At 59.3% G+C, this 24,156-nt stretch carries 19 protein-coding genes; 11 read left to right on the top strand and 8 right to left on the bottom strand.

The window, feature by feature from the left end:
• Positions 1 to 17: 17 nt before the first annotated feature.
• Complete coding sequence (locus FYJ85_RS04275; protein WP_154417090.1) at positions 18 to 1,520, bottom strand: hypothetical protein; 1,503 nt, start codon at positions 1,518 to 1,520, stop codon at positions 18 to 20.
• Positions 1,521 to 1,745: 225 nt separating this feature from the next.
• Between FYJ85_RS04275 and FYJ85_RS04270 the strand changes: the two genes are divergently transcribed.
• The 9 genes from FYJ85_RS04270 to FYJ85_RS04230 all read left to right on the top strand — a co-directional run bounded on the left by FYJ85_RS04270 (position 1,746) and on the right by FYJ85_RS04230 (position 14,038).
• Positions 1,746 to 2,150, top strand: coding sequence for a hypothetical protein (locus FYJ85_RS04270; RefSeq protein WP_106053940.1), 405 nt, complete (start codon positions 1,746 to 1,748; stop codon positions 2,148 to 2,150).
• Between the two features lie 144 nt (positions 2,151 to 2,294).
• Positions 2,295 to 3,065, top strand: a complete 771-nt coding sequence (gene tpiA, locus FYJ85_RS04265) for a triose-phosphate isomerase (RefSeq protein ID WP_154417089.1) — start codon at positions 2,295 to 2,297, stop codon at positions 3,063 to 3,065.
• Between the two features lie 170 nt (positions 3,066 to 3,235).
• On the top strand, positions 3,236 to 3,613 hold the full coding sequence (gene secG, locus FYJ85_RS04260; protein ID WP_154417088.1) for a preprotein translocase subunit SecG: 378 nt from the start codon (positions 3,236 to 3,238) through the stop codon (positions 3,611 to 3,613).
• Between the two features lie 30 nt (positions 3,614 to 3,643).
• Complete coding sequence (locus FYJ85_RS04255; protein ID WP_154417087.1) at positions 3,644 to 4,336, top strand: hypothetical protein; 693 nt, start codon at positions 3,644 to 3,646, stop codon at positions 4,334 to 4,336.
• An 86-nt stretch (positions 4,337 to 4,422) separates the two neighbouring features.
• Entirely contained in the window at positions 4,423 to 6,276 is a 1,854-nt protein-coding gene (pilM, locus tag FYJ85_RS04250; protein ID WP_154417086.1) for a pilus assembly protein PilM, read from the top strand.
• Positions 6,277 to 6,291: 15 nt separating this feature from the next.
• On the top strand, positions 6,292 to 7,599 hold the full coding sequence (locus FYJ85_RS04245; RefSeq protein WP_154417085.1) for a hypothetical protein: 1,308 nt from the start codon (positions 6,292 to 6,294) through the stop codon (positions 7,597 to 7,599).
• A gap of 18 nt (positions 7,600 to 7,617) precedes the next feature.
• Positions 7,618 to 8,859: an Amuc_1099 family pilus-like system protein gene (locus FYJ85_RS04240; protein WP_154417084.1), complete on the top strand. Its 1,242-nt coding sequence runs from the start codon at positions 7,618 to 7,620 to the stop codon at positions 8,857 to 8,859.
• A 63-nt stretch (positions 8,860 to 8,922) separates the two neighbouring features.
• Complete coding sequence (locus FYJ85_RS04235) at positions 8,923 to 11,526, top strand: type II secretion system protein GspD (RefSeq protein WP_106053947.1); 2,604 nt, start codon at positions 8,923 to 8,925, stop codon at positions 11,524 to 11,526.
• 25 nt (positions 11,527 to 11,551) lie between these two features.
• Positions 11,552 to 14,038 carry a hypothetical protein gene (locus tag FYJ85_RS04230; protein ID WP_154417083.1) on the top strand — a complete coding sequence of 829 codons (2,487 nt, stop codon included), beginning with the start codon at positions 11,552 to 11,554 and terminating at the stop codon, positions 14,036 to 14,038.
• 172 nt (positions 14,039 to 14,210) lie between these two features.
• On the opposite strand, the gene FYJ85_RS04225 is transcribed toward FYJ85_RS04230, so the two are convergent.
• Both FYJ85_RS04225 and FYJ85_RS04220 read right to left on the bottom strand, forming a co-directional pair.
• Entirely contained in the window at positions 14,211 to 14,960 is a 750-nt protein-coding gene (locus tag FYJ85_RS04225; RefSeq protein WP_154417082.1) for a tRNA threonylcarbamoyladenosine dehydratase, read from the bottom strand.
• A complete protein-coding gene (locus FYJ85_RS04220) occupies positions 14,944 to 16,449 on the bottom strand; it encodes an excinuclease ABC subunit UvrC (RefSeq protein WP_154417081.1) in 1,506 nt (501 codons plus the stop codon). Before FYJ85_RS04220 ends, FYJ85_RS04225 begins: the two co-directional genes overlap by 17 nt.
• Positions 16,450 to 16,776: 327 nt before the next feature.
• Here FYJ85_RS04220 and FYJ85_RS04215 point away from each other — a divergent pair, with 327 nt between their 5' ends.
• Positions 16,777 to 17,355 carry a hypothetical protein gene (locus FYJ85_RS04215; protein WP_154417080.1) on the top strand — a complete coding sequence of 193 codons (579 nt, stop codon included), beginning with the start codon at positions 16,777 to 16,779 and terminating at the stop codon, positions 17,353 to 17,355.
• Positions 17,356 to 17,627: 272 nt separating this feature from the next.
• The gene (locus tag FYJ85_RS04210; RefSeq protein ID WP_154417079.1) at positions 17,628 to 18,209 is read left to right on the top strand and encodes a hypothetical protein; all 582 of its coding nucleotides are present in this window, start codon (positions 17,628 to 17,630) and stop codon (positions 18,207 to 18,209) included.
• Here the strand turns inward: FYJ85_RS04210 and lpxB are convergent, their stop codons facing one another.
• Genes lpxB through FYJ85_RS04185 form a run of 5 tightly spaced genes read right to left on the bottom strand, consistent with a single transcriptional unit; the run spans position 18,210 to position 24,081 of the window.
• The gene (gene lpxB / locus FYJ85_RS04205; RefSeq protein WP_154417078.1) at positions 18,210 to 19,385 is read right to left on the bottom strand and encodes a lipid-A-disaccharide synthase; all 1,176 of its coding nucleotides are present in this window, start codon (positions 19,383 to 19,385) and stop codon (positions 18,210 to 18,212) included. It abuts the gene before it with no gap.
• Complete coding sequence (locus tag FYJ85_RS04200) at positions 19,382 to 20,242, bottom strand: DUF4886 domain-containing protein (protein WP_106053954.1); 861 nt, start codon at positions 20,240 to 20,242, stop codon at positions 19,382 to 19,384. Before FYJ85_RS04200 ends, lpxB begins: the two co-directional genes overlap by 4 nt.
• A gap of 27 nt (positions 20,243 to 20,269) precedes the next feature.
• The gene (gene dapB, locus FYJ85_RS04195; RefSeq protein WP_106053955.1) at positions 20,270 to 21,073 is read right to left on the bottom strand and encodes a 4-hydroxy-tetrahydrodipicolinate reductase; all 804 of its coding nucleotides are present in this window, start codon (positions 21,071 to 21,073) and stop codon (positions 20,270 to 20,272) included.
• 31 nt (positions 21,074 to 21,104) lie between these two features.
• On the bottom strand, positions 21,105 to 22,946 hold the full coding sequence (locus FYJ85_RS04190) for a peptide-binding protein (RefSeq protein WP_106053956.1): 1,842 nt from the start codon (positions 22,944 to 22,946) through the stop codon (positions 21,105 to 21,107).
• Positions 22,947 to 22,962: 16 nt separating this feature from the next.
• Complete coding sequence (locus FYJ85_RS04185; RefSeq protein WP_106053957.1) at positions 22,963 to 24,081, bottom strand: LptF/LptG family permease; 1,119 nt, start codon at positions 24,079 to 24,081, stop codon at positions 22,963 to 22,965.
• Positions 24,082 to 24,156 lie beyond the last annotated feature (75 nt).

The following is a 24,156-nucleotide window of genomic DNA, read 5'->3' as shown; positions in this document are numbered from 1 at the left end:
CGTATTCTCCATCGTAATTAACGTTCTGCTGTCTGCGGAATGAGTTCGCTGAAGGCTTTGAGCTGGCCGCTGTACTCCGCCGGCGCGCTCTCCGGGTGGACGAGCATGGTTTTCGCCGTGATGAAGAAGTAGCTCTTCTCGCGGTTGACGGTCGTGGTGCTGAACAGGCTGCCGAGCACCGGAATGTCGGAGAGGAAAGGAATGCCGATCCGTTGTTCGACATCGCTCTCTTTGCTCCAGGCCGAGAGCAGCTTCTCCCCGCCGGAGAGCAGATTGCAGTCGCCGGTGACCGTGCTGACCTCCGCCAGCTCCGCGCCGTAACTGTTGCGTTCGACCACATCGGCGGTCCGGATCAGGTAGCGGAAGGTGACCAGGGCCTGAACCGAATGGTTGTAATTCGCCGCCTGATCGGGAATCAGTCCGGTTTTGGCGTCGGCCGAACTGCGGAAGTTGATGCGCGGCGCCGTGACGGTAAGCGCGAGCGGCGGCGGAGGTTCCGGGCTGTTCAGCAGCGGGTTCTCCGCACCCGGGCCCGACTCCGGCTGTTCGATTCCGCCCTTCATGCCGACACCGGAGATGCCGACCTGAAGCTGGTCGTTGTTTCGCTTGAAAATCGCCTGAGACTGCGGGGAAAAGCCGACCGAGTAACTCGCGCTTTCACTGTTCGGCACCGTGAGGCTGGCCGTGTTGGCGATCGTGGCCTTTCCGTTCTGCTGGAGCACCCGGATGAAGCTCGCGTCGAACTGCGGCGCGATGAAGAACGCGCCGAAACCGCCCGAAGCCGCCGAAAGGGCGGCCGAACCGGCCGAATCGAGGCTCATGGCATTGAAACCGGCCTGAAGCAGGTTGAGGCCGGGGCCGTTGCGCCAGGCCAGGTAGTCGATGCCGAGATCGCGCAGCGTGCTCTCCCGCACCTCATAGACCGTGAAGGCGAGGTTGACCATCGGAACCGGCCGGTCGAGCCAGGCCAGATATTTGAGGAGGTCATTGCTTTTGTTGGCGTCGTCCTTCCAGTAGATGAGGTTGGTTTCCGCGTCGTAGCCGACGAAGGAGTCGGCGCCGCCGTTGATGCCGGTTCCGGTCATGACGTCGACCATGACCCGGGCCGAACGGAACCGCGCCGGATAGAGGTTCCGGGTGATGCCGGTTCCGCGGATCGGGTCTTCGCCGCCGCCGGCCACCCGCGCCGGGCGGTCGAGTTTGGCGATGAGGTCGTCGACATACGGCATCATGCGGACCGGACAGCTTACGGTCAGCAGTTGCTCGTCGCCGGCCCTGTAGTTGATGCGGTTCACGGTCGACTGCGTGTTGTTGCGTTTGACCACGCCGAGGACGAAGGGGGCGACGTCGTTCGCTTTCAGGTATTTGAGTTCGTAAACCTTGGAAATCATGTATTCCTGGGCATCGTCCTGGATCAGGCGGATGGTCCGGGTCTCCCCGGTTTCGGGGGGCGCGGCGGCGAGAGCGCCGGGCAGGAGAAGCCCCGCGGAAACGGCAAGGGCCGCAATCGGCTGATTCATGCTGCTGTCCTTTCGTTAAGGGATAAGGTTCGGAAATTGTTTTCTGTTTCGTAATGTATTGCCGGGATGTTAGGATCCGATGAGCCGTTGATGGTTTTTCAGTTACGGCTGTATCCGGTCAAAACGCGGAGCCGGGGGATTCGCGGCAAGGATTCCGGCAGATTACTTGCAAAATCGGTTTTGACCGTTTAAATTAGTAAAATCAAAAAAGAAGGAACCTATGGAATGGGAAAAGCAGTGATGACGGTCGCGCTGGCCGCGGCGATCCTGATGACGGCGGGGTGCAACACCTCGGTGGTCACCATGCTGCCGCCCGCGGAGGGGCAGACCAGTTCGAGCGGGGAGCGGGTGGTTGCAAATCTCGAAGGGAGCAACTGGGGGATTTTCCTGTTCTACTATATTCCGCTGTGGAGCGGCAATCCGAACCGGCCGAACCGGCGCGACTATGTCACCTGCCGGAACCGGATCGAAAACAAGTATACGGATATGATGCTGAAAGGCTGGGCGAAGCAGCTGAAGGCCGAAGTGGAGGACGTGGAGATCACGGAGTCGTCCACCGGCTTTTTTTCGCTCTGGATTCTCTGGCGGAGGAGCCAGCATGCGACGGCGGTCGCCGTGAAAAAGAAATGACTGTTCGGAATTCCCAAGCAAAAAACGGAATGAATCCCGGACGATCAACATCTTAGGGGTTGCAAAATGTGTTGCGGTGTGTTATTTTTCCCCTTGGCACTTTATGTCACAACGCATGAATGAAGAAAATAGAGAGGTATTTGTATGGATCGCAAAGTCATTATCGCCGGAAACTGGAAGATGAACAAGACCGCCGCCGAGGGCAAGGCCTTGGTCGAAGCCCTGAAGGGACTGGTTGCCGACGTCTGCCCGTCGAAGGCCGATATCGTCGTCTGCCCGCCGTTCACGACCATCGCCGCGGTCGCCGAGGCGATCAAGGGCAGCAACATCAAGCTCGGTGCGCAGAATATCCACTGGGCCGCCAGCGGCGCGTTCACCGGAGAAATCGCCGCCGACATGCTGAAAGAGCTCGGTGTCGAATATGTGATCATCGGCCACAGCGAACGCCGGCAGTATTTCGGCGAGACGGATGAGACGGTCAACAAGCGCGTCAAGGCCGCGCTGGCCGCCGGCTTCAAGCCGATTGTCTGCATCGGCGAAATGCTCGAAGAGCGCGAGAGCGGCAAGACCGAGAAGGTCCTGTTCACCCAGCTCGAGGGCGGCCTGGCCGGGCTCACGAAGGAGGATATGGCCAACGTGGTGATCGCCTACGAGCCGGTCTGGGCCATCGGAACCGGCAAGACCGCGACGCCGGAGCTCGCCGAAGAGACTCACAACTTCATCCGGATGACTCTGAATGACATGTTCGGCAAGGAAGTCGGCGAAGGCGTCCGCATCCAGTACGGCGGCAGCATGAAGGCCGAAAACGCGAAGGAGCTCGTTGCTCAGCGCAACATCGACGGCGGCCTGATCGGCGGCGCGGCGTTGAAGGCGGACAGCTTTGCCGCGCTGGTTCACAATGCGATTGCCGAGTAAAAACGGCATCAATTTTGGAAAATAATTGAGATTATTAGCCGGCTGGCGGTAAAAAGGGGTTGACTTTTTATTCGATGGGGGCTAATATTAACCGGGGCCGGGATACAGAGCATAGGGTATTTGTGCTCGCGTATCCCGAAACATAACGAAAAGATAAGGCGCGATTTGATATGATCGTTTTTCTGTACGTACTTGTGGCGATTCTTTCGCTGCTGGTGATCGGGATCATCCTGATCCAGCCGTCGAAGTCCGGCGGGATGGGCGCGGCTTTCGGCGGAATCGGCGAATCGGTGTTCGGGGCGCAGGCCGGCAGCCATCTGACGAAGGCGACGGTGATCATGACCGGTGTTTTTTTCCTTCTGGCGCTGATCCTTGCCTCGCTGATCGGCCACGGCTACCGGGACGACAACTCCGCCTCCGCCGTGACCCGTCAGCTCGAAAGCGGCATGGAGGCTCCCGTCGAAACGCCGAAGACGGATGCGGTTCCGGCGGCGGTTGACGAATCTTCGAAAGCCGCGGCCGAAGCCGGGGCCGATAACAAACAATAAAGAGTGGAAATCCAGCGGGGAAATTTTCGTATGAAAAAATGGCTGTTTCTGGTCGGCTTGACCGCGCTGCTTCTGCACGGCGCGCAAGATGCGCGTGCTGCGGCGGTCGAGGAGTTGTTCACCAAGGTAAAAGTGACTCTCAACACCAGCAATCCACCCAGTTTTCGAAATACTTCGAACTCCACCCCGTCGACCAGCAGTTCCTGGCGGAACAAATGGCTGGTGATTTCCGTCGAATTCACGCCCGTCATGCCCCAGAGGCAGCGCCATTTCTGGATTGATGACGTAACGATGAACATCCGGGCCGTCTTCAACGGCCAGTCGGACGGCCGGGCGCAGCCGATCCTCTTTACCGGTACGAGCGAGTTCTGGACCATTCCGCTCGACAACCGCAAACATATCGCCACGATGTTTGTCCCTCCCCAGATTCTGGACCGCTATCTGCCGTCCACCGGTTCGGCCAGTGTGGTCAGCACGAGCGGAACCTTCGTCATGGAGGTTCTGTTCAAGGACCGCGCCGGCACGGTGATCGGCACGGGGTTCTATGGTCAACGCGGCATGTCCGACAAGGATTATGCCGAATATTTCTCCAAGCTGAATGCGGGAGCTGCTCTGACGATTCCCGGCGCCATTCTTCCGCGCAATCTGACTCCCTGGGCTTACCTTGATATAGATGATTTCGATTTTCTCAAACCGGCCGGCGGCCGCGCGGCGGAAAAGTAAGACAGTGATTTGTGAATTGATTACCATTCTATAACAATGGCGCCGGGGATGCCATCCGGTGCAGAACATGTGGAACAATCATTAAAATGCCAAAAGAGAACACGGTTTTAACGATTGACGTCGGCGGCGACAGCTTGAAGATGGCCGAATTCGTCTTTCCGCCCGGCGGAGCAGTCATGCTCCGGAAGTTCGCATTTCGCAAGCTTGAGGAGCAGGAGGGGGACAACTCCGCTTTTGCCCAGGCTTACAACGAAATGATCGCGGAACACAATTTTACGGCCAGGCAGGTCCGGCTTTCGTTGTCCGGGCAGTCGTCGTTCTCCCGCCTGAGCAAACTTCCGTCGCTTCTCGGCAACAAGAGTGCAATCGCCCGCGTGGTCGAATACGAGGCGCGCCAGACGGTGCCGTACGCGATGAGCGAAGTCGTGTGGGATTACCAGTTGATCCGCCATGCCTGGGAAGATCGCCGCAGCGAAATGCAGGAAGACGGCAGCACGATCGAGATTTCCGAAGATCACGAAGAGTACGAAGCGTTGTTCGTTGCCGTCAAAACGGATCAGATTGTCCGCTATACCGATGTGATCGAAGACTCCGGCAGGAAGATCCTGTCGGTCGAAATTGCGCCGGTCGCCCTGTTTAATGCGGCGAAGGGCACCCAGTTGCGCGACGACGAATGCGCGCTCATCCTCAACATCGGCGGCCGCGGGTCGAACCTGATGATCGCCGACCAGAACCGGGTGTTCATCCGGCCGATTCCGATCGGCGGGGATACGATCACCCAGCAGGTCGCCAAGGAGTTCGGCATCGGCTTCTCGGAAGCGGAGGATCTGAAGCACCGCCACGGCTTTGTGGCGCTCGGCGGCGCTTACGAGGAGCCGGAGTCGGAGGTGGCGGCGACGATTTCGAAAATCGCCCGTAACGTCATGACTCGTCTGCACGGCGAAGTGAGCCGTTCGATCAACGTCTGGCGCTCGCAGCACGGCGGCCACCAGCCGAGCCGCATCCTGCTGTCCGGCGGCGGTTCGACCATGCTGTACATTACGGACTTCTTCAATGAGAAGCTGCGTCTGCCGGTCGAATACCTGAACACGTTCGGCGCGATCACCATTGATGATTCGGTCGACAAGGAGGCGCTGCAGGCGATCGCCCCGATGTTCCAGGAGATGATCGGCATGAGTCTCCGCAGCGTGACGCAGTGCCCGATCGATATTTCGCTGATTCCGGCTTCGATCAGGAACCAGGTCGAGTTGAACCGCAAGAAGCCTTATTTCTATATTTCGGCATTTTCTCTGATCGTATGTCTGCTGATCTTCTCGTTCGGCGTCAACAAGCGTCTGAATTTCGACAAGCAGCGCGTCGACCGCGTGCAGGTCGAGGTGGATAAGACGAACAAGAAGGTTTCCCAGGTGGACGGGCTGGTCAGCCGGCTGAATTCAGCCAAGGGCTCTTACGAAGAGCCGATGCAGTTTCTGAAGGACCGCGCCAAGTGGACCAACATGCTGACCGAGCTCGAACAGCGCATGCCGGACATGATGTGGGTGACGACGCTGGAAGGCGTCGGCGACGAGGTCCCGAATTCCGACGGCGCGGCCGGTTCGCCGGATTCTCCGTTCGGCGGTTCGCCGTTCGGGGGGCCGGCCTTCGGCGGTTCGCCGTTCGGCCCGGGCGGAGAGGGTGGCATGATGAGCGGCCCGGAGTCGAATCTGCCGCCTTCGCCGGCCGACATCACCGAAGTCAAGCAGATCCGTCTCGTCGGTTACACGCTGATCATGGGGGCGAACCTCCTGGAGCAGGAATTTCAGAAACGGCTGAAGGATTCGACGTTTTTCTCGGATGCTGACGACGGTTCCGTTTTGGTCAAATACGCACCGGAGACCGATACGCTCAACTTGAGTTCTTTCGAGATGTTGGTCAAGCTCAAGGAACCGATCAAGAAATAGCACGGAGAACGCACAGTGAAACGAATCATAAAAAACAATTTGGTATTGATTGTCGTCCTCGGGTTATCCCTGATTGCGACGATCGGGCTCCTGGTGTGGACGGCAATGGAGTATATCCAGATGTCGCGGTATATCGCTCAGACGGAGCAGTTGCGTTCCGACATTGCGAACCTGATCAAAAAGACGCCGGCGCCGGTGGACGGGAACGTTCCGCTGATCGAAACCGATATCAAGCTCTATTCCCGTGCTGCGGATCAGCTGCGCGGCAAGTTCGGGCATCCGCTGCAGCCGGCCCTCGATCAGTTCATTTCCGTTCTGCGGCTGAATGACGGCAAGAAAATCTCCCTGAAGAAATTCAAGGAGGAGTTTACTGCGGAGTGGACCAAGAGCGAGTCCACGGCCCAGAAAGGGATTGATTACAAACTGTTCCAGCGCCGTTTCCGGAACTGGCCCGAGGCGATGCAGGCTTTCCGCGGGCTGGCGGAGAAGTTGACCGCCGAGCCGATTACGGACAACAACATCGACGAAGTTTTCCTGAGTTCGCTCGGCGTGATGCGCCGGTTTGACAACAAGCCGGAAAATCTCCAGCGTTTCATGGCGGAAAACCGTCGGCGCATGCTTGAGATGACCAAGGACAAGATTCTGTTCGAGACTCCGGAAGCCGCAAATTTCTCCTTTGTGCTGCCTGCGACGTCCGGTTCCGGAAATTTTGATATGCGTTCGGGCTATCTGCCGGACGACTATCCGATGATCGCGCAGCATTGGGAGATTCTGAGCGATTTCGTGAAGCGGGCGAGCGAGTCCGGCATCCACAGCTTTGTCTCCTTCCGCAAGCGCGCCATCCAGCCGGAGAAAGTCGGCAGTTTTGATGTGTTCCACTATTCGATTGAGGTGACCGGCACGATGGAAAGCATCCGCAAGCTGGTCGCCATTCTGGATCAGGCCTTTCACGAGAACCGGGTCTATGTCGTGCGCAGCATTTTCCTGTACCAGGATGATGACGGCGCCAGGACGTTGCTGACGCCGGATGAGATCGTTCCGATCGTTCTGCCGGGGATGACGGCGCCGCAGATGGGGAATTCCCCCATGACGCCGGGCCGCCGCCGCCGCGGAATGCCGCAGAACTATATGCCGGAGGGGCAGATGAGCGCGGCCGAACAGGCAGCGCAGGCGGCGGCTCTGCGCAAGCAGCAGGAGGAGGAAGAGAAGAATCTTCCGTACAATCTGCGTTCCGGTTATGGCGAAACGCTGATCGGCAAGAGCGGTTTGTGCCGGGCGATCATCGATGTGGAATATATCATGGAATCCGGTAACGGAATTTAGTGAAGGCGGAGGTTCATTTTGGATTTCATAAAAAAACATTACGAAAAGCTGATCCTGCTTTTGCTCCTGGTGATCTTCATCGCCTCAATGTTCCATGTGCTGAACATCATCAAGCAGACCGGCGAAATTCAGGAGCACCACCTGCAGATTCCGACGCGGGAGGCCGATTATAAGATTCAGGATCCGAACGATCCGTCGTTCAACGTCCCGGAGATCCTGAAAAGCACGAGTCTGAGCTGGGTGAATCCGGGTCCCCGCGCAAAGGGGAATGAGGACCATTATTCGGATCTGTCCTTTGTGTTCCGGATCGTGCGCTGCCCGTTCTGCAAGAAGCTGATTCCGCGCTCCTATATGGAGAAGCAGAGCGTCTGCCCGTTCTGCAAGAATGCGGCGAATAACGGCGAAGCGTTTGCGGAGCCGCCGGATGAGGGCGTGCTCGATGTGATGATTCCGGAGGATATTCTCCGGCAGTATCAGCTCGACCCGAACGATCCCGACGTGCGCTTTTACGATATCGACGGCGATGGTTTCTCAAACATTTACGAATATGTGATGAAGACGGATATGGGCGATCCGCGCAATCATCCGCCGCTCTGGCACCGGCTTCGCGTCATCGAAGTCGGCAAGGTTTCGCTGCCGGTGAAGTTCACGGGGATCGACACGACGGACGGCGAAGACGATCCGCAGCTGTGGGTGTTGAAGTTCAATAACGGCGACATCAACACGATCGGCGGTGAAATCGAGCTGGACAGAAAATATTTCAAGATTGAGAAGGCCGAACGGAAGGTCGAAAATGTAAACGGTGAAAAGAAAGATGCTTCCATCCTTTTCCTGAAAGAGGTCGGCGGCAATCTGGAAGTGCAGATGAAGGCCGGGGAAACGGTCAGGTCGTTTGTGGACAAGGCGCAGCTCGAAGACTCCGCCAATCCCGGCAAGCGCATCACGGTCACCGTCGGCGAACAGTTTTCGCTCGGCAATCGGCTGACCGGTTCCGAGAGCTACCGGGTCAAGTCATTCGACACCAAAGCCGGTTCGGTTCTTCTGGAGAACCCCTCCGCCGCGGAAGGCGACCCCAACGCGACGAAGGACAAGAACGGTACGGTCATGCTGGTCTCCGGCTTCGGTCAGGTTTCGCCGCGCATGAAGGTCAGAGAGAGACAGCAGAACCGGATGGGGGAATACGGCCCCGACATGCCTTACGGCCCCGGTGGTCCCTATGCGCCCGGACAGCGTCGGTATCAGGCTCCGGGCAGGCGGTAATGTTTTCAGCATAAGTATTCTTAAAGAGATAGATCGATCAACAAACTAAGGTAGACAACGAGCATGGAAATCTCAAACCGAAAGCTGTTTTCGCGGGGAATGGTCGCGATTGGTTTCGCGGTTGCGGTTTCCGGAATTCCCGGCGACGCATTCGCCGCGGATCAGCCGGAGACAGCGGCGGTGGTCGCCACGGCCCAAAAGGAGGACAACGAACTGAGCGAGCGGGAAAAAGCACTGCGTCGCCAGAAATTCGCGGAACAGGATGCCCGGATCGAAGCCGCCCGGAAAATGGATTTTGAAAACGGCAAGAAGGAATTTCAGGCCGTGATCGCCGAACTGGCAGATCCTGCTCACAATTACGGAACGCTCGGGAAAGAGCGGCACCGGCTTTTCCTGCGGGAACTCGAAAGCCGCAAGCTCGAGCAGGGCCAGGAGCTGCTCAAAAAGGCGAAGGTTGCCGCGGCGGAAGAGCGTTATCCGAATGCGATTCAGCTGGCGTCGGAGGCGAATGAGGTTTCCAAGCCGGAGAAGGCGGCGGATGGTTCGCAGGCCGATTCCCCGCTGGTGATTGAAGTCGAGGAGTTCATCGACTACTGCCGGACCAGGCAGCAGGCTGCGGATATCCGTACCGAGACCGATGTCAACACGACGTATCCGCAGTATGAAAACAATATGGCCAAGATCAAGCGGCTGCTCCAGGAAGCCCGCGTCTTCTACAAGGCGGGGCGTTACGAGGATGCGATCGGCAAGGTCGAAGAGGTGTATCTGATCGACCCGTTCCAGCGGGATGCGATTCAGCTGCTGAACGACATTTACAAGCAGGTTTACACGGCCGGGCTGAAGCGCCGCAAGGCCGATGTCGAAGGCATTCTCGCATCGAGCATGTGGCAGTGGGTGGAGCCGGTGTTCCCGGTCAGCATTCAGTCCAATGTTCCGACCGCCGACCGGAAAAATCCGGCCGGACACGGAACGCTCGCCAAGATGGAACGCATCGTGTTCCCGCGTATCGAGTTCGATGATATGAACGTCAAATCGGTCCTGAGCTATCTGAACGACCGCAGCAAGCTTTACGATCCGGATAAGGAGGGCGTCAGCATCACGGCGGGATTTGATACCGCCACTGCGGAAAGGCTCGGCCGGGTGACGATGAGCCTCTCCCGGATTCCGATGAGCGAGGTGATTCGTTACGTCTGTCAGGACACCGGCCTGAAATACCGCGTGGATCCGAGCGGCGTGATCGTCGGGCCGAACGTCGACGAAATGCAGATTCAGTATTTCCAGGTCCGCGGCGATCTCATTTCGAGCATCACCGGCGACGACAGCGCGGAGTCCGCGGCCGGCGTCGCGGCGTACGGCGGCGGCATGCCCCCGATGCCGGAACAGCAGCCGGCCGGTCTGGGCGGCGGCGGCGCCCGCGGCGGTGAAGGCGGTGAGGCGAGCAAGACTTTTCTGGACCGGAGTTCCACGCGCAAAACCTCGGTGACCGCGATGGCGCTGATGCGTTACTTCGAAGACCGCGGCGTGCCGTTCGGCGAAGGCAGCTCGATTTCGTACGACAAGCGCGCGAGCAAGCTGATCGTACGCAACACCATTGAAAATCTCCGCCGGCTTGATGAGCTGCTCCGCCAGCTCGACGGCATCCAGACTCCGCTTGTCATGGTGGAAATCAAGGCGATCGAAATTGCCGAGACCGACATGCAGGAGCTCGGATTCGACTGGACCATGGACGTCGTTTCGAGAAACATGGAATACAACAGCCTGACCGGCAATCTCGAACTGGCCAGCGGCGCCAACAAAGGGTGGGCGTTCGGTCAGGGCAGCAGCCGTCTGCCGAACACGCGCGGCGGCACCAGCGAGGATTCACTCTGGAACGTGAATACGAAGGTGGTCAACAATCTGAATATTTTCCCGGCCATTTTCGGCAAGCAGAGCATCTTCGGTTCCGACGTCCCGTTCAACCTTTACCTGACGGTCAATGCGTTGAGCCAGAACATGCGCACGGAGACGCTGGCCGCCCCGAAGGTCATGACCACGAGCGGCAACAAGGCTTCCGTGCAGATGGGGAAGAGCTACTGGTTCCCGACGGAATGGGAAACCTATGAGATCGATGACGACGACAACGGCGTGACGATCAAGATTCCGACTCCGACGTTTGAAGAGTATGACGATATCGGCATCAACTTCGACGTGACTCCGGTGGTGAACCCGGACAACTACACCATCACGCTCGACGTGAACCCGGTGATCAAGAACTTCCTCGGCAAGGACGAGTATCCGCTGTATGTGGTCGGTCAGATCACCCGCTATGTGCCGGTGCAGAATCCGCAGGGCGTGATCACCGGCCGTGAGCTTGAGATCTACAACTACGAGATGATGTTCAACGTCTGGATGCCGATCATTTCGTCCCGTCAGCTGCGGGTCAATGTCACGGTGTACGACGGTGAAACCATTGTGCTCGGCGGCATGATCGACAGCTCGACCAACAAGCGTACGGATAAATGGCCGATCCTCGGGGATCTGCCGTTCATCGGCCGTTTCTTCTCCACCCAGGCAGAAGATGCTGTCCGCAACAACCTGTTGTTGTTCGTCACCACCCGGCTGGTGAACAACGACGGTATTCCGATCCGTCGGAATCAGCGGAATGGCGCGCCGGACTTCCAACGGTAAAAATTAACGCCGGAGGCATAAAGATATGTTGAATAGAGAGTCAAAAATCCTTGGGCTGGCAATGGCGCTCGGCATCGGTTGTTTGTCGAACGTGCAGGCGGCGGATGTGCCGGTTGTCACGCCCGAGATGCAGACCACCGTCAACCAGTATAAGGTCGGCAGGGAAGCCGTGGAGACGGAAGGTGACGCGCTGGTCAAAAAAGGCAATCAGCTTCTGATCGACAAGAAGTTCGACCAGGCGCGCGACTGCTACATCGCGGCCCAGAAGCTGTTTGAGCGTTTCAGCTCGAGCGAGTTCCGCGATCGGGTCGCCGCCTGCCAGAGAAGAATCAAGCAGTGCTACATCGACAAGGCCAAAGATGCGATGCAGAAGGCGGATGAGCGCGTTCAGGCGCGTGATTTCGAGGAAGCGATCAAGCTCTGCGAAGAGGCGATCAAGTATTGCCCGGAAGAGCGTGCGGCCTTGCTCGAGAAGATTGAGTTCTATCGTACGCGGCAGCGTGCGGCGGCCGACCGCGAAGCGGTTTCCAAGGAGAAGCTCATGCCGAACCTGGCGCGCGAGGCGTATGACATTCAGGTCCTGCTTCAGCAGGGCCGGGAGCTGTACAACGCCGCCGAGTATCTGAAAGCGCTGCGCAAATTTCAGGAAGTGCTGCTGATCGATCCCTACAACGCGGATGCGTTGCAGAATGTTCTCGCGTGCAACAGCAAGATCGAGTTCATCGGCAAACAGCGTTTTGCCCCGACTCTGCGCAAAATGGTGGCTGAAGTCGAATGGAAGTATTCGATTCCGATCACGCCGGATTCCGACGGCGTCACCGGTTCCGACCTGTTGATCGACGGGCCGGTGGAACAGGTGGAGAAGGAAGAGAGTGCGCTTCAGAAGAAGCTCGACAGCATCATCATTCCGCGTATCGACTTTGAAGATGTGTCGGTGGCGACGGCGGTGAAGAACCTGCGCGATCAGAGCCGTCAGCAGGACCCCGAGCGCCTGGGCGTGAATATCGTCCTGCTCAGTTCGAACGGCCTCCGGCCGACTGCGGCCAATGCCGAGGGATATCCGGGGGCGATGGGTCCGGACGGCATGCCGCTCCAGCCGTATCCCGGCGCGGCCCAGCCGATGCAGCCGCAGCCGCAGCCGCAGTTCGATCCGAACGATCCGAATGCGCTGCCGCTCGATGAGCAGCGGATCACGCTGTACAGTACGAACCGTCCTCTTATGGAGGTCATCATCAACTTGTGCAAAACGGCGAAGATGCGTTATCGCGTCGAGAAGTATGCCGTGATTCTCGCTCCCCAGAATGTGGCGATCGACGACATGGAGACCCGGATTTATCCGGTGGAGCAGTCGGCGCTTGCTTCGATTCCGGGCGGCGGCGAGGATCGTGCGGGGCTGCGCGACTTCTTCATCCAGAACGGGGTCGATTTCCCGATCGGTTCGAAGATTGTGTACGACACGCGCATCAGCCGCCTGATCGTCACCAACACGGTGGAGAACCTCCGTGCGATCGCGAATGTCATCAATGAGGTGCTCGACCAGCAGGAGCCGATGGTTCAGATCATGGTCAAGTTCATCGAAATTTCGCAGACCGACCTGAAGGAACTGGCTTTCAACTATCAGGTCTCCATCAACAACCGCGACGGGGTGAATACCAACGGGCATACCGTGGTGATGGGCGAGAGCTCCAACGAGCTGATGCGCTATTACCGCGACACCGGCGGCAATGCGACGGTTGCGAGCCGCAATCCGGTGAACGAGAGCACCTTCTCGTATGTCTGGGAAAACTCCGACGGCACGCGTATCACGGGTTCCATGTTTGCCCTGAACTGGGCGGACAGCGGTGACATCCTGGCTTCTCCGCGTGTGACCACCCTGCCCGGGCAGACGGCGCACATCGAGATGGTGACGGAGCGTTTCTTCCCGGAAGACTGGGAGACCATCGATCTGAAGACCAGCGACAACAACACCAGCGGCGAAACGAACACGACGAGTTCGAGCTGGCGTACGCTCCGTGCCGACCCGCAGCCGCAGTTCGAGTCCGAACCGAGGAAGCTCGGCATCGTATTCGACATTACGCCGGAGGTCGACCGCGAGCGTCGTACGATCACCGCTCCGATCGTTTTCCCGATCCAGACCTTCTCGGACTGGATGGTCTTCGACGCGCGTGTTTCGAACAGCGACAGCGACAGCGACAGTGATGACGACGAATACTTCAAGATGCCGATCTTCGACCGCCGCGAGATCAACACCATGATTACGGTCTATGATGGTGATACGGTGGTGCTCGGCGGTGTCGCGTCCGATACGACCGAGGTTCTGTTCGACAAGATCCCGGTGCTCGGCGATCTTCCGTTCATCGGGCGCCTGTTCCAGTCGCGTTACGAGAATGCCGAAAAACGCAATCTGCTCGTCTTCCTGACCTGCAAGCTGGTCAAGCCGGACGGCACGCCCTTCTTCCCGAAGGAAGAGCGCAACCGCGGCGTGGCGCAGTTCGGACAGAATTACTTCTGAGCCGGAGCAGCGGAGAAAGCCGGAACGGGACTTCCGTTCCGGCTTTTTTGTGTCTTCCGAAGAAGTTTTTTCAGGAGGGGGTAAGCGTCTTGCTTTCCGGGGCGCCATGCAAATCCCCCGGATTCGGTTGCGGAATACAGGTTTGAATTCCGGGCTGCCTCGACTTCCGGATTTATTGATGCTGCAGAAGTCCGCGAAGGACGGCGCCGGCGCAGAAGCAGCCGAAGCAGGCCGGCATATAGGAGATGGTTCCGACGGTGGAGCGCTGTTTCCCTTCCGGACTCAGGCCGGACTCCACGGCTGATTTCGGTACGGCTTCCGGAGAGAATACGACTTTGATGCCGCGGCTGACCCGGTGTTCGCGCAGACGGGAACGGACGGCCCGCGCCAGCGCGCAGCCGTATGTCCTGGAGATATCGTCGAGCCGGATCTGTGCCGGATCGGTCTTGCCGCCGGCTCCCATGGAGCTGATGAGCGGAAGCTTCCGGCGGCGGCACTCCAGCAGAAAGGCGATTTTGGGACCCAGCGAGTCGATGGCGTCGACCGCATAGTCGAAATCGCCGGCCAGCAGTTCCGGAACGTCGGATTCGCGGATGAATTCGATGCGGGATTGCACGTCCAGACCTGGATTGACCTGCCGCAGGCGTTCGGCCATGACAAGGGCTTTCGGCTGCCCGAGTGTGGAGCTGAGGGCCGGAAGCTGCCGGTTGCAGTTGGACGGCTCCACGCAATCGCCGTCGATCAGCGTCAGGCGGCCGATCCCGGCCCGCGCCAGCTGTTCCGCCGCATAGGCGCCGACGCCGCCGACGCCGAGGACGAGGACGTGCGCATTCCGCAGCCGCTCCAGTCCGCCGTCTCCGACCAGCAGGCGGGTTCTCTGCTGCCGTTCCCGGTATTCATCCGATTCATTCGATTGATTCATGTTGGGCTCTTTCGTTGTCCGGCCGGGATTGTCTGTTCAGTACCTCGGCGATTTTTCCGGCCAGTTCGGCGCCGATTCCCGGAACCTTCTCCGCGATGGTTTCCGGCGCGGCTTTCTTCAGGGCCCGGAGCGAACCGAATGTCCGCAGGAGTTCGCGTTTGCGGTTTGCGCCGATGCCGGGAATTTCGTCGAGTTTCGACTGCTCGATGAGCTTGTTGCGCAACTCGCGGTGGTAGGTGATGGCGAAGCGGTGCGCTTCGTCGCGCAGGGCCTGCAGCATGCGCAGGGCAGGATCGTGACGGTCGAGCACGACCGGTTCGCTCCGCCCGGGCAGATAGATCTCCTCGTTGCGTTTGGCCAGGCCGATTACCGGCAGGGGCGGGCAGTTGATTTCGATCAGCGCGTCGATGGCGGCCGAAAGCTGTCCTTTGCCGCCGTCCACCATGACCAGATCGGGCAGCGGGCGTTTCTCTTCGAGCAGTCGCCCGAAGTGGCGGACCAGCACTTCGTGCATCATGGCGAAATCGTCGCTCTGATGGACGGTCCGGATTCGGAAACGGCGGTAGTTGTCCCGGTCCGGCCTGCCGTCTCTGAAGGCGACCAGGCTGGCGACGGCGAGCTTGCCGAGGATGTTCGAGATATCGAAGCCGATGATGCGGGAGGGAGGAGCCGCAAGGCCGAGCGCCTTTCCGAGAGACGCGACCGCCTCCCGCCCCGGGCTGGAGCCCGGCAGTTCCGGCCGGACGAAAATCCGGTTCCGACGGCCGAACACCTCCTCGAGATTACTCATGACGTCGCGCAGATGGGCGGCTTTTTCATAGCGCTCCTCCGCGGCGGCCTCCGCCATCTGTTTCTTCACTGCGGCCGTCACTTCGCCGATATTGCCTTCGAGGACGGCGACGGCGCGTTTGACCCGCTGCCGGTACTCCTCGGGAGTGACGGCGCCGATGCAGGGGGCGCAGCAGTCGTTGACGATGCGCTTCAGACAGCGTTTGCGGGTTTCGGCGTCGGGCTCCGAATCGCGGCAGGCGCGAAGTCCGAAATAGGCGAGCAGGAATTCCAGGGTCATCCGCAGCGCGCCGCCGTTCGGGAACGGACCGAAATACTGGGCGCCGTCGTTTTTCTTCAGCCGCGCCAGCTTCAGGGTCGGGAACTTTTCGGTCCAGTCGAGTTTGAGCAGCAGATATCGCTTGTCGTCGCGCATCAGGATATTGTAATAGGGGGCGTAGTCTTTGATCAGGCGCGATTCGAGAATCAGGGCTTCATTTTCAGTCCGGACGGTCTCATAGCTCCAGTCTTCGATCGAATTGATGAGCGAGCGCAGCTTGGCGTCGGCCCGCATGACCCGGGAGGGCTGGAAATAAGAACTCATGCGGCGGCGCAGATTGGCCGCCTTGCCGACATAGATCACTTTGCCGGACCAGTCCCGATAGACGTATACGCCGGGCTTGGCCGGTATTTCCGATGGATGAAAGTCACTTTTCCGCATGGTTGTTCCAAATGATACGATTGTTTTTTCAACATATATTGTTTTTCGGGAAAGTCAAAATAAATTGCGGAATTCTCCGCTCCGATCATGAAATAAACGGGGTTTGCGCCGGATGCGGGTTTCTTGAACGAGGTTTGCCGGGAAAACTTCGCGTTCGCCAGGGCGCATTTTCAATTTCACTGTCGGACGGGTTGTTTTGCGGCCGGATGGTTCTGAAGATTGCGGACGGTGAGCCGTTCGTTAATGTAAAAACTTGCATACGGCCTGAATTTGCATTCTTTCCCAACCGATGTATATTACCAGAAGACTACCATAACAGGAGGTAAAATGAAAACGATCAAACTGTTTCTGCTGCTGACCACACTTGCCGCCGCTTCGTTCTGGGCCGCGGGAGCTCCCATTATTCAGGAGAACAAGCCGTGGAGCCTGCTCCAGATCGGGATTGTGCCGGATGCGGTGGCGCTTGTGCCGTCCGATACGCCGGTTCTCGGGATCAATGCCGAACTGTTCTACGGAACCCAGCAGAAGGTCGGCATCATCGACTTCCAGCCGATCGTCGGCACGACCGATGTGGTGCGCGGCATCATTTACCAGGGCCTCGGCTTCAACGGCGAATCGATCGGTCTGCATGTCGGTCTCGGCACGTTCCAGCGCTATTTCTGCGGCGTGAACGTTGCGCTGGTGACCGGCGCCTGGGAAAATCACGGTCTTCAGATCGGTCTGGTCAACCTCTCCGGCGCTTCGGCTCCGGCCTGCGGCGGTCAGGATGTGAATCCGCCGGCCGCGCGCGGGGTGCAGTTCGGCCTGTTCAACAGCACCACCAACGGCTTCCAGTTCGGCCTCCTGAACTACAATGCTGAAAGCGTGGTTCCGTGGATGATTCTCTTCAACTACTCCGCCCGGTAACCGTTTTGCAGTTCCGGCCGGTTTCCCGAAGCGGGAGGCCGGCTTTTTTTATTTCGGATTGACAGTTCCGGAAACTTGCGAATGCTGTTGCACGACGTTTACAGGTTCTGCCCATTTGTAATGACGGAACAGTTCTCCGGGCCCGTGTCTGGCGGTAATATCGTCCGGGAGACATGGCGGCGCATGCCGCCGGCAGCGCCGGTGGTTTTGATTGCCTTGCATTTCCGGTTTTCCGGGTGTATACTTATAGCAGGAACATGGAGGAGGAAAAGATGAAATGGTATCAACAATGGCTGCTGCCGTCGCTGGCGGCTGTGTGCTTAGCCGGAAACGTGCATGCCGCCGGCACTTCGAATTATCCGAACGTCGCCTGGACGCTGCTGCAGGTCTCTCTGGTGCCGGATCAGCTGGCGGTCGTGTCGGCGGATACGCCGGTGATCGGCGTGAATCTCGAGCCGTTCTGGGGGGCTCAAAAGCGGGTTGACGGATTGAACCTTCAGCCGCTGTTCGGGTTTTCCGATGAAATCAACGGCATATCGGTGCAGGGCTTTGGCGAAACGACGCGGTTTGCCGGGCTGCAGTTCGGACTGGTTGCGTTCGCCACGCATTTTCAGGGGGTCAGCTTCTCCCTGGTGACCGGCGCGTGGGAAAACCGCGGGCTGCAGGTCGGCGTGGCGAACTTTTCGGGCAATACGGCGCTGGTGACCTATCAGGGAGACAGCATCCCACCGGGGGGCGGACTCCAGCTCGGATTGTTCAACAATGCGACCAGCGGCGTCCAGATCGGTCTGCTGAACTACAACGCCAACAGCCCGGTTCCGTGGATGATCCTGTTCAACGCGTCGGCGAGGTGATCAGCGGGGAGGCTGCTCCTCAAGGACCCCGTAACAGGCTTCGGCGGCCTGGCGGCCGGCGCTGCTGCTGTTCGGGGTCAGCAGCTGCTTCACCTCTGCCATGCCGGTTTCGACCTCGGCGCGGCGGGCTCCCCCGGGCAGGATCGCCTCAACCGCCGGAACGAGCTCCTTCGGCGTGAAATGATGCTGCAGGAACTCCTGATACACTTCGCGGTTCGCGATGATATTGACCATGGTGAAGAAGCCGCGGTAGAGCCGGACCACCAGCGACGCCAGCAGGATCGTGACCCAGTTCAGCTTGTAACCGACCACCAGCGGCAGCCCGGCGATGGCCGATTCCACCGTGACGGTGCCGCTGGCGGCGAGACCGGTTCCGGCGCGCTGCTGCCAGTCGCTCGTGTCGCCGCAGCTGATGCCGACCTCCGGCGTGTCGGGGTGCTTTTCGCGGTAGCGCGCATATTTTTCCCGGCAGAGCCGGGCGATTTTCTCGCGCGGTGCGGCGATATGGAACTTCAGCGCGGGATGCTTCTTCGCGAGTTCGGCGACGGTGCCGAGCATCGGGTCGAGCAGGAAATTGATCTCCATTGTCCGGCTGCCCGGCAGGAGCAGGAAGGAGGCCGGGTCCCGCACGATCTCCGGATTGCGCCGCTCTTCCACGATATCGACGAGCGGGTGGCCGACGAATTCGGTCTCAAGCCGGGTCGGGGCGAACACTTCGGTCTCGAACGGAAAAATCACGAGCATCTTCGTGCAGATTTTCGCGAGCACCGGCAGCCGCCACTTCCCCCACACCCAGAGATGCGGGCAGACGTACCAGACGACCGGAATCTTATTCCAGTACATCATCAGCGCGAACAGAAGGTTGAATCCCGGATAGTCGATGAGCACCACCGCTCCGGGGCGTTCCTTCTTCGCCTGCCCGGCCAGACGGAAAAAGATGCCGATGAAGGTGAAGATATGCTTCAGCACCTCAATGACTCCGACGACGCCGAGTTCAGTCGAATCGACCCGGATATCGATGCCGGCCGCGATCATTTTCGGGCCGCCCATGCCGGAGACGGTCAGCTCGTCGCCGCGTTCGGCGGCAAGCCTGCGCAATTCGGCCGCGAGCTTGGCGCCGTATACGTCGCCGGACGCTTCTCCGGAGATGATCCAGATCGAACGCTTCACATTCACCCCTGTTTTTCCTGTTTGAATTCATCGACCGCCTGCTGGGCGGTCCGGCGCAGCCCGGCCGCGTCGCGGTCGTCGAGCTCCTCCGGAACGAAGGTGATCTCGGAGACCGGACAGCCGAACAGGAACGCGGTCCAGACGCACGCCTGCAGATACTGCCCGCGGCAGTTCAGGTGGATCAGGTCGCGCCAGAGTCTGAGTTCGCCGCTTTCCATATCCTTCCGGTAATGGCACTGGCCGACCACGTCGCCGGCCTGCGGCGGCAGGTCCGGCCAGCGCAGCGTTTCGAGCAGCGCCGGATCGTAATTCACGAACGGCTTCTCTTCCGCCGCGCGCGACAGCTGTACGGCATAACCGGTCGGGATGATTCGCAGATTGAGCTTTTTCGCAAGCTCGCGGTAATTCGCGGTGAGCCGACCGTACATTTCGGCCTGGTCGATTCCCCAGTCGCTGCCGGGCTGCAGGAACGGGTGATCGGCGCGGTAGGCCCAGGTCTGCTGAATCACGACTTCGGCCTGCGGCGCGTACCGCAGGATGTAGTCGCGGATATTCGTCGCAAACGGCTGGAACGACTCTGGCCGCCAGCTCATGTGGCTCGCCTGCTGGATCGTCACAATATCCCAGCCTCTGGCGAGAAGGTCGCGCAGTTTCGTGCCGCCGCCGCGGTAGATCCGGCAGATCGGCGTTTTCTCCTCGGCTTCGATGTAGCTCCAATGCCGTTCGAGTTCGCAGCCGCCGAAGTTCGCGCGTTCGAAAACAAGGCCGCATCCCGCCGAGGCCGCAACCTGCGGGAAATATTGCGCCAGGCTGTCCGTGAAGCTGTTGCCGATCGTCAGTATCCGCAGGGAATCTCTTTTCATTTCCGCAACTCCGATTTCACGCGTTGATCATTTCAGGCCCAGCACGTCCTGCATGTCGTAGAGCCCCGGTTTCGCCTTCGCCAGAAACTCCACGGCGCGCAGCGCACCCTTGACGAACGTATCCCGGCTCGACGCCTTGTGGGTCAGCTCGATCCGCTCGCCGTTGATCGCAAATATCACCGTGTGGTCGCCGACCACATCGCCGCCGCGCAGAGAATGCATGCCGATTTCATGTTTCGTCCGCGCGCCGACCAGGCCTTCGCGGCCGTGGCGGACATCCTTGTCGTAATCCCAGTCCCACGCCTCGCAGACGACCTCGGCGAGCCGGACCGCCGTTCCGCTCGGCGCATCCTTCTTCTGGTTGTGATGCATCTCGGTGATTTCGACATCGTAATCCGGCCCGAGGATCGTCGCGGCCTCTTTGACCAGCTTGAAGAGCAGATTGACGCCGACGCTCATATTGTAGGCCGCCACGATCCGCGCGCCGGACTCCGCCAGCTTTGCGAATTCGGCTTTGTCGGCGGCCGTCAGTGCCGTCGTGCCGACCACCGCGGAGCAGCCGTTTTCCGCCGCGAGCCGTGTGCTTTCGACGACGCCGGCCGTCGCAAAATTGATGACGGCATCGGCCCCCTTGAGCGCGCCTGCGAGGTCGGCCGTGATCGCCACGCCCGCATTGCCGCAGCCGGCCACCGCGCCGGCGTCCTGCCCGAGGAACGGGGATTCGGCGTATTCGACCGCTCCCGCAAGTTCGAGCGTATCGCTTTCCTGGATATTGGCGACCAGCCGGCGGCCCATGCGGCCCGCGGCTCCGATGACGACGGTTCTGATCATGATATCGTTTCCTCTTGATTGTATTTCAGATTCATAAGCCCGGAACTTTTTTCTGTTCGGCTCCCGGCACCCACATGATCGAATCCGGAATGCCGACCGGAAATACCCGCACATTGCGGTAGCGGCCCGAAAGCGCCACCAGGCTGTACGGCGCGAACAGGAAGGTATACGGCTGCTCCTCGTGCAGAATCCGGCAGAACCGGTGGGCGAGCTCGATCCGTTTTTCGACGTCGAACGTTTTGCGCAGTTCCTCGATGATGCGGTCCGCTTCGGCATTCTTGAAGCCGATGTGGTTGCTGCTGCCCCGCTGGTCCGCCTGGCTCGAGTGCCAGATCTGGTACGGGTCCGGATCGAACGGGCTCTGCCAGCCGAGGCAGCACGCTTCGAAATTCTGTTCCTCGAGCCGCTGCAGGTAGACCGACCATTCGACGTTCTGAATCTTCATATCGATTCCGGCCGCCGCCAGCGTCTCCTTGATCATCGGCATCATTTTCTGCTGGATCGAGCTTGTTGCGATCTGGAGCATCGTGAACGTGAATTTTCTGCCGGCCTTTTCGAGAATGCCGTCGCCGTCTTCATCCTTCCAGCCCGCTTCGGCCAGCAGTTTTTTCGCCTCGGCCGGATCGTACGGCCACGGTTTGACGGTCTGATCCGTGTAACGGCTTTTCGGGAAGAACGGCCCGGCGATGATTTCGGCAAGGTCGAAATAAACGTCCTTCCGGATTCTTTCGCGGTCGATCAGCATCGTCAGAGCCCGCCGCACCCTGGCGTCGGAAAAGAGCGGATTGCGCAGGTTCCAGCCGATATAGGTGTATTGCGGCAGCAGGTATTTGTAGCGCTTGAGCGTTCCATCTTTGAACGGCTTTTCGTCCGCCCTCTGAATCCACTGGTCCGGCGACAGCCCGAGCTGGTCGAGCTCGCCGGAAAGCAGCGCCTGGAACCGCGTGTTCGGGTGCTTGATGATCTCATACACCAGATAGTCGAGCGAGGGGCCCGCGCCGTACCTGAGCCCGAAATAACGCGGATTGCGCCGGAAGACGACCCGGCGGTCCTTCTCCCACTTTACAAACTGGTACGGGCCGCAGCCGACGATCATGCGGTTGCGGATGTGGTCCTCATTGAATTTTTTTCCGTCGAACGGGCCGTCATACGCATGATAGAGATGGCGCGGCAGCGGCGAGAGCCCGAGCGTACTCGCCTTCGAACCATAATATTCCCGGCTCCAGCGGACTTCGAATTCGTACCTGCCGAGGATCTCCACGCTCTCGAGATCCTGATAATAGACCCGCATCGGGCCGCAGTTCACCTCGGGATTCTTGACCACATCGACGAAGAACTTGAAATCCTCCGCCGTGACCTCGACGTTGCGGTGCTCTTTTCCGGTCACCGGGTCCGTGAAATCGTGCCAGTAGATCCCTTTGCGCAACTTGATCCGGTAGACCTTGTGGTCGTCGGAAATGCTCCAGGACTCAGCCATCTGCGGCTCGTACTCGTCCGGCTTCTCGAAGTTGATTCCGGCCAGCGAGGAGTTGCAGAGATTCCAGAACTCCCCCGCCGTCGCTTCGGTGTTGATCAGGTAATTCATGTTGGCCGTGTCGGCTATCGTCGCCTGGATCATGCGGCCGCCGGTCTGTGCCGACGGGTCGAAAAACTCCGCGTTCGCAAACGGTTCGCGGCGAATGGCGGCCGCCTGCGCCGGAACCGCCGCCGGGGCGGTGACCGAAATCCGCCCCGGCAGTTCGTCGAGCTTGGCGAGAAGGCGCAGGTTGCTTTCGCGCACCCGGTCGACCGCCGTCACGAGCATGTAGCCGAAAAACACGATCGCAAGAACGAGGGCGGTCAGAATGAACTTGAGATAACCGTTGTTGCCCATGCCCGGACTCCTTATTCTATCGCTGGCTGATTCGGTACGTCATGATCGCGCCGCCGATCTGGAACAGGATGTTCGGCAGCCACAGCAGATATTGCGGATACAGTTTCGGGAACGATGAAAGCGACTCGCAGAGAATGATCGACAGGAAGAACACTCCGGCGAGGATCACGCTGAGGAACAGCCCGACCGAAGTTTCGCGCCGGCTCGTGCGGATCGCCAGCGGCAGGCCGAGCAGCAGGAACGCGATCGGCGACAGCGCGAAGGCGATGCGCTGGTTCAGTTCGACTTCGAGTTCGGTCGTGTCGCGGTTCAGCTCCTTGGTCAGCCGGATGCGGGCCATGAGGTCGGTCAGCTTCATATATTTCGGACGCACGCCGACGCGCATTTCATTCGCTTCCCTGCCGTAGTTGAAGCCGAATTTCAGCATCTCCGAGAAGAGCCGCTGCGGTCCGTCGCCGCTGATTCCCTCCTGCGTGGCTTTCTGTGGCTGCTTGTTGACGAGCAGGCAGTCGAACAGCTGCACGGTAAGCACCTGCTTTTCTTTGTCCACCAGCAGATTGCCGCGATCGGCGGAGATGTCCCAGGCGACGGTCTTGCCGTCGTCGCCGAGCATGTAGATCTGCACGCCCTTCAGCCCGTTTTCACCCTCCTTGTCGTCGATGTAGATGATCGTGTTTTCGATCTGGATCTGTTTGCCGGGTTCGAACAATGCGAGCGGCTGGTCGATGGCGGCCGTCTTCATGAGTTCGCGTGATTTGCCGAGAAACGGCGGCCCGACCTCGACCTGCAGATACAGGCAAAGGACGGTCAGCAGAAAGGTGAAGATGAGGATCGGCGAGACGATCTGCATGATCGAAATTCCGCACGCCCGCATCGCCGTGATCTCCGAATCCGCCGACATGCGCCCGAAAACGAGCATGACCGCCACCATCACGGCCCACGGCACGGTGAAGGTCAGCACGATCGGCAGGATGTAGCCGGTGAATTTGAGGAAGGTCCAGAAAGAGATTCCCTGCGAGACCAGGTCGAATACCTTGATCAGGTTCGCTCCGGTCATGCCGAAGGTCAGAATCGCGATCGCCATGCTGAAGGCCAGCAGGAATCCGCGGGTGACATACCAGTTCAGAATTTTCATGAAAGCGGCTTCATTCCGTGAATAGATTGACAAATCGAAAACAATTATGAATAAAAATACATGCGGAATGCGGAT

Source organism: Victivallis lenta (assembly GCF_009695545.1).
GTDB lineage: Bacteria > Verrucomicrobiota > Lentisphaeria > Victivallales > Victivallaceae > Victivallis > Victivallis lenta.
The sequence above is the reverse complement of the archived record's forward strand: the minus strand, read 5'-3'. Positions and strand labels throughout refer to the sequence as shown.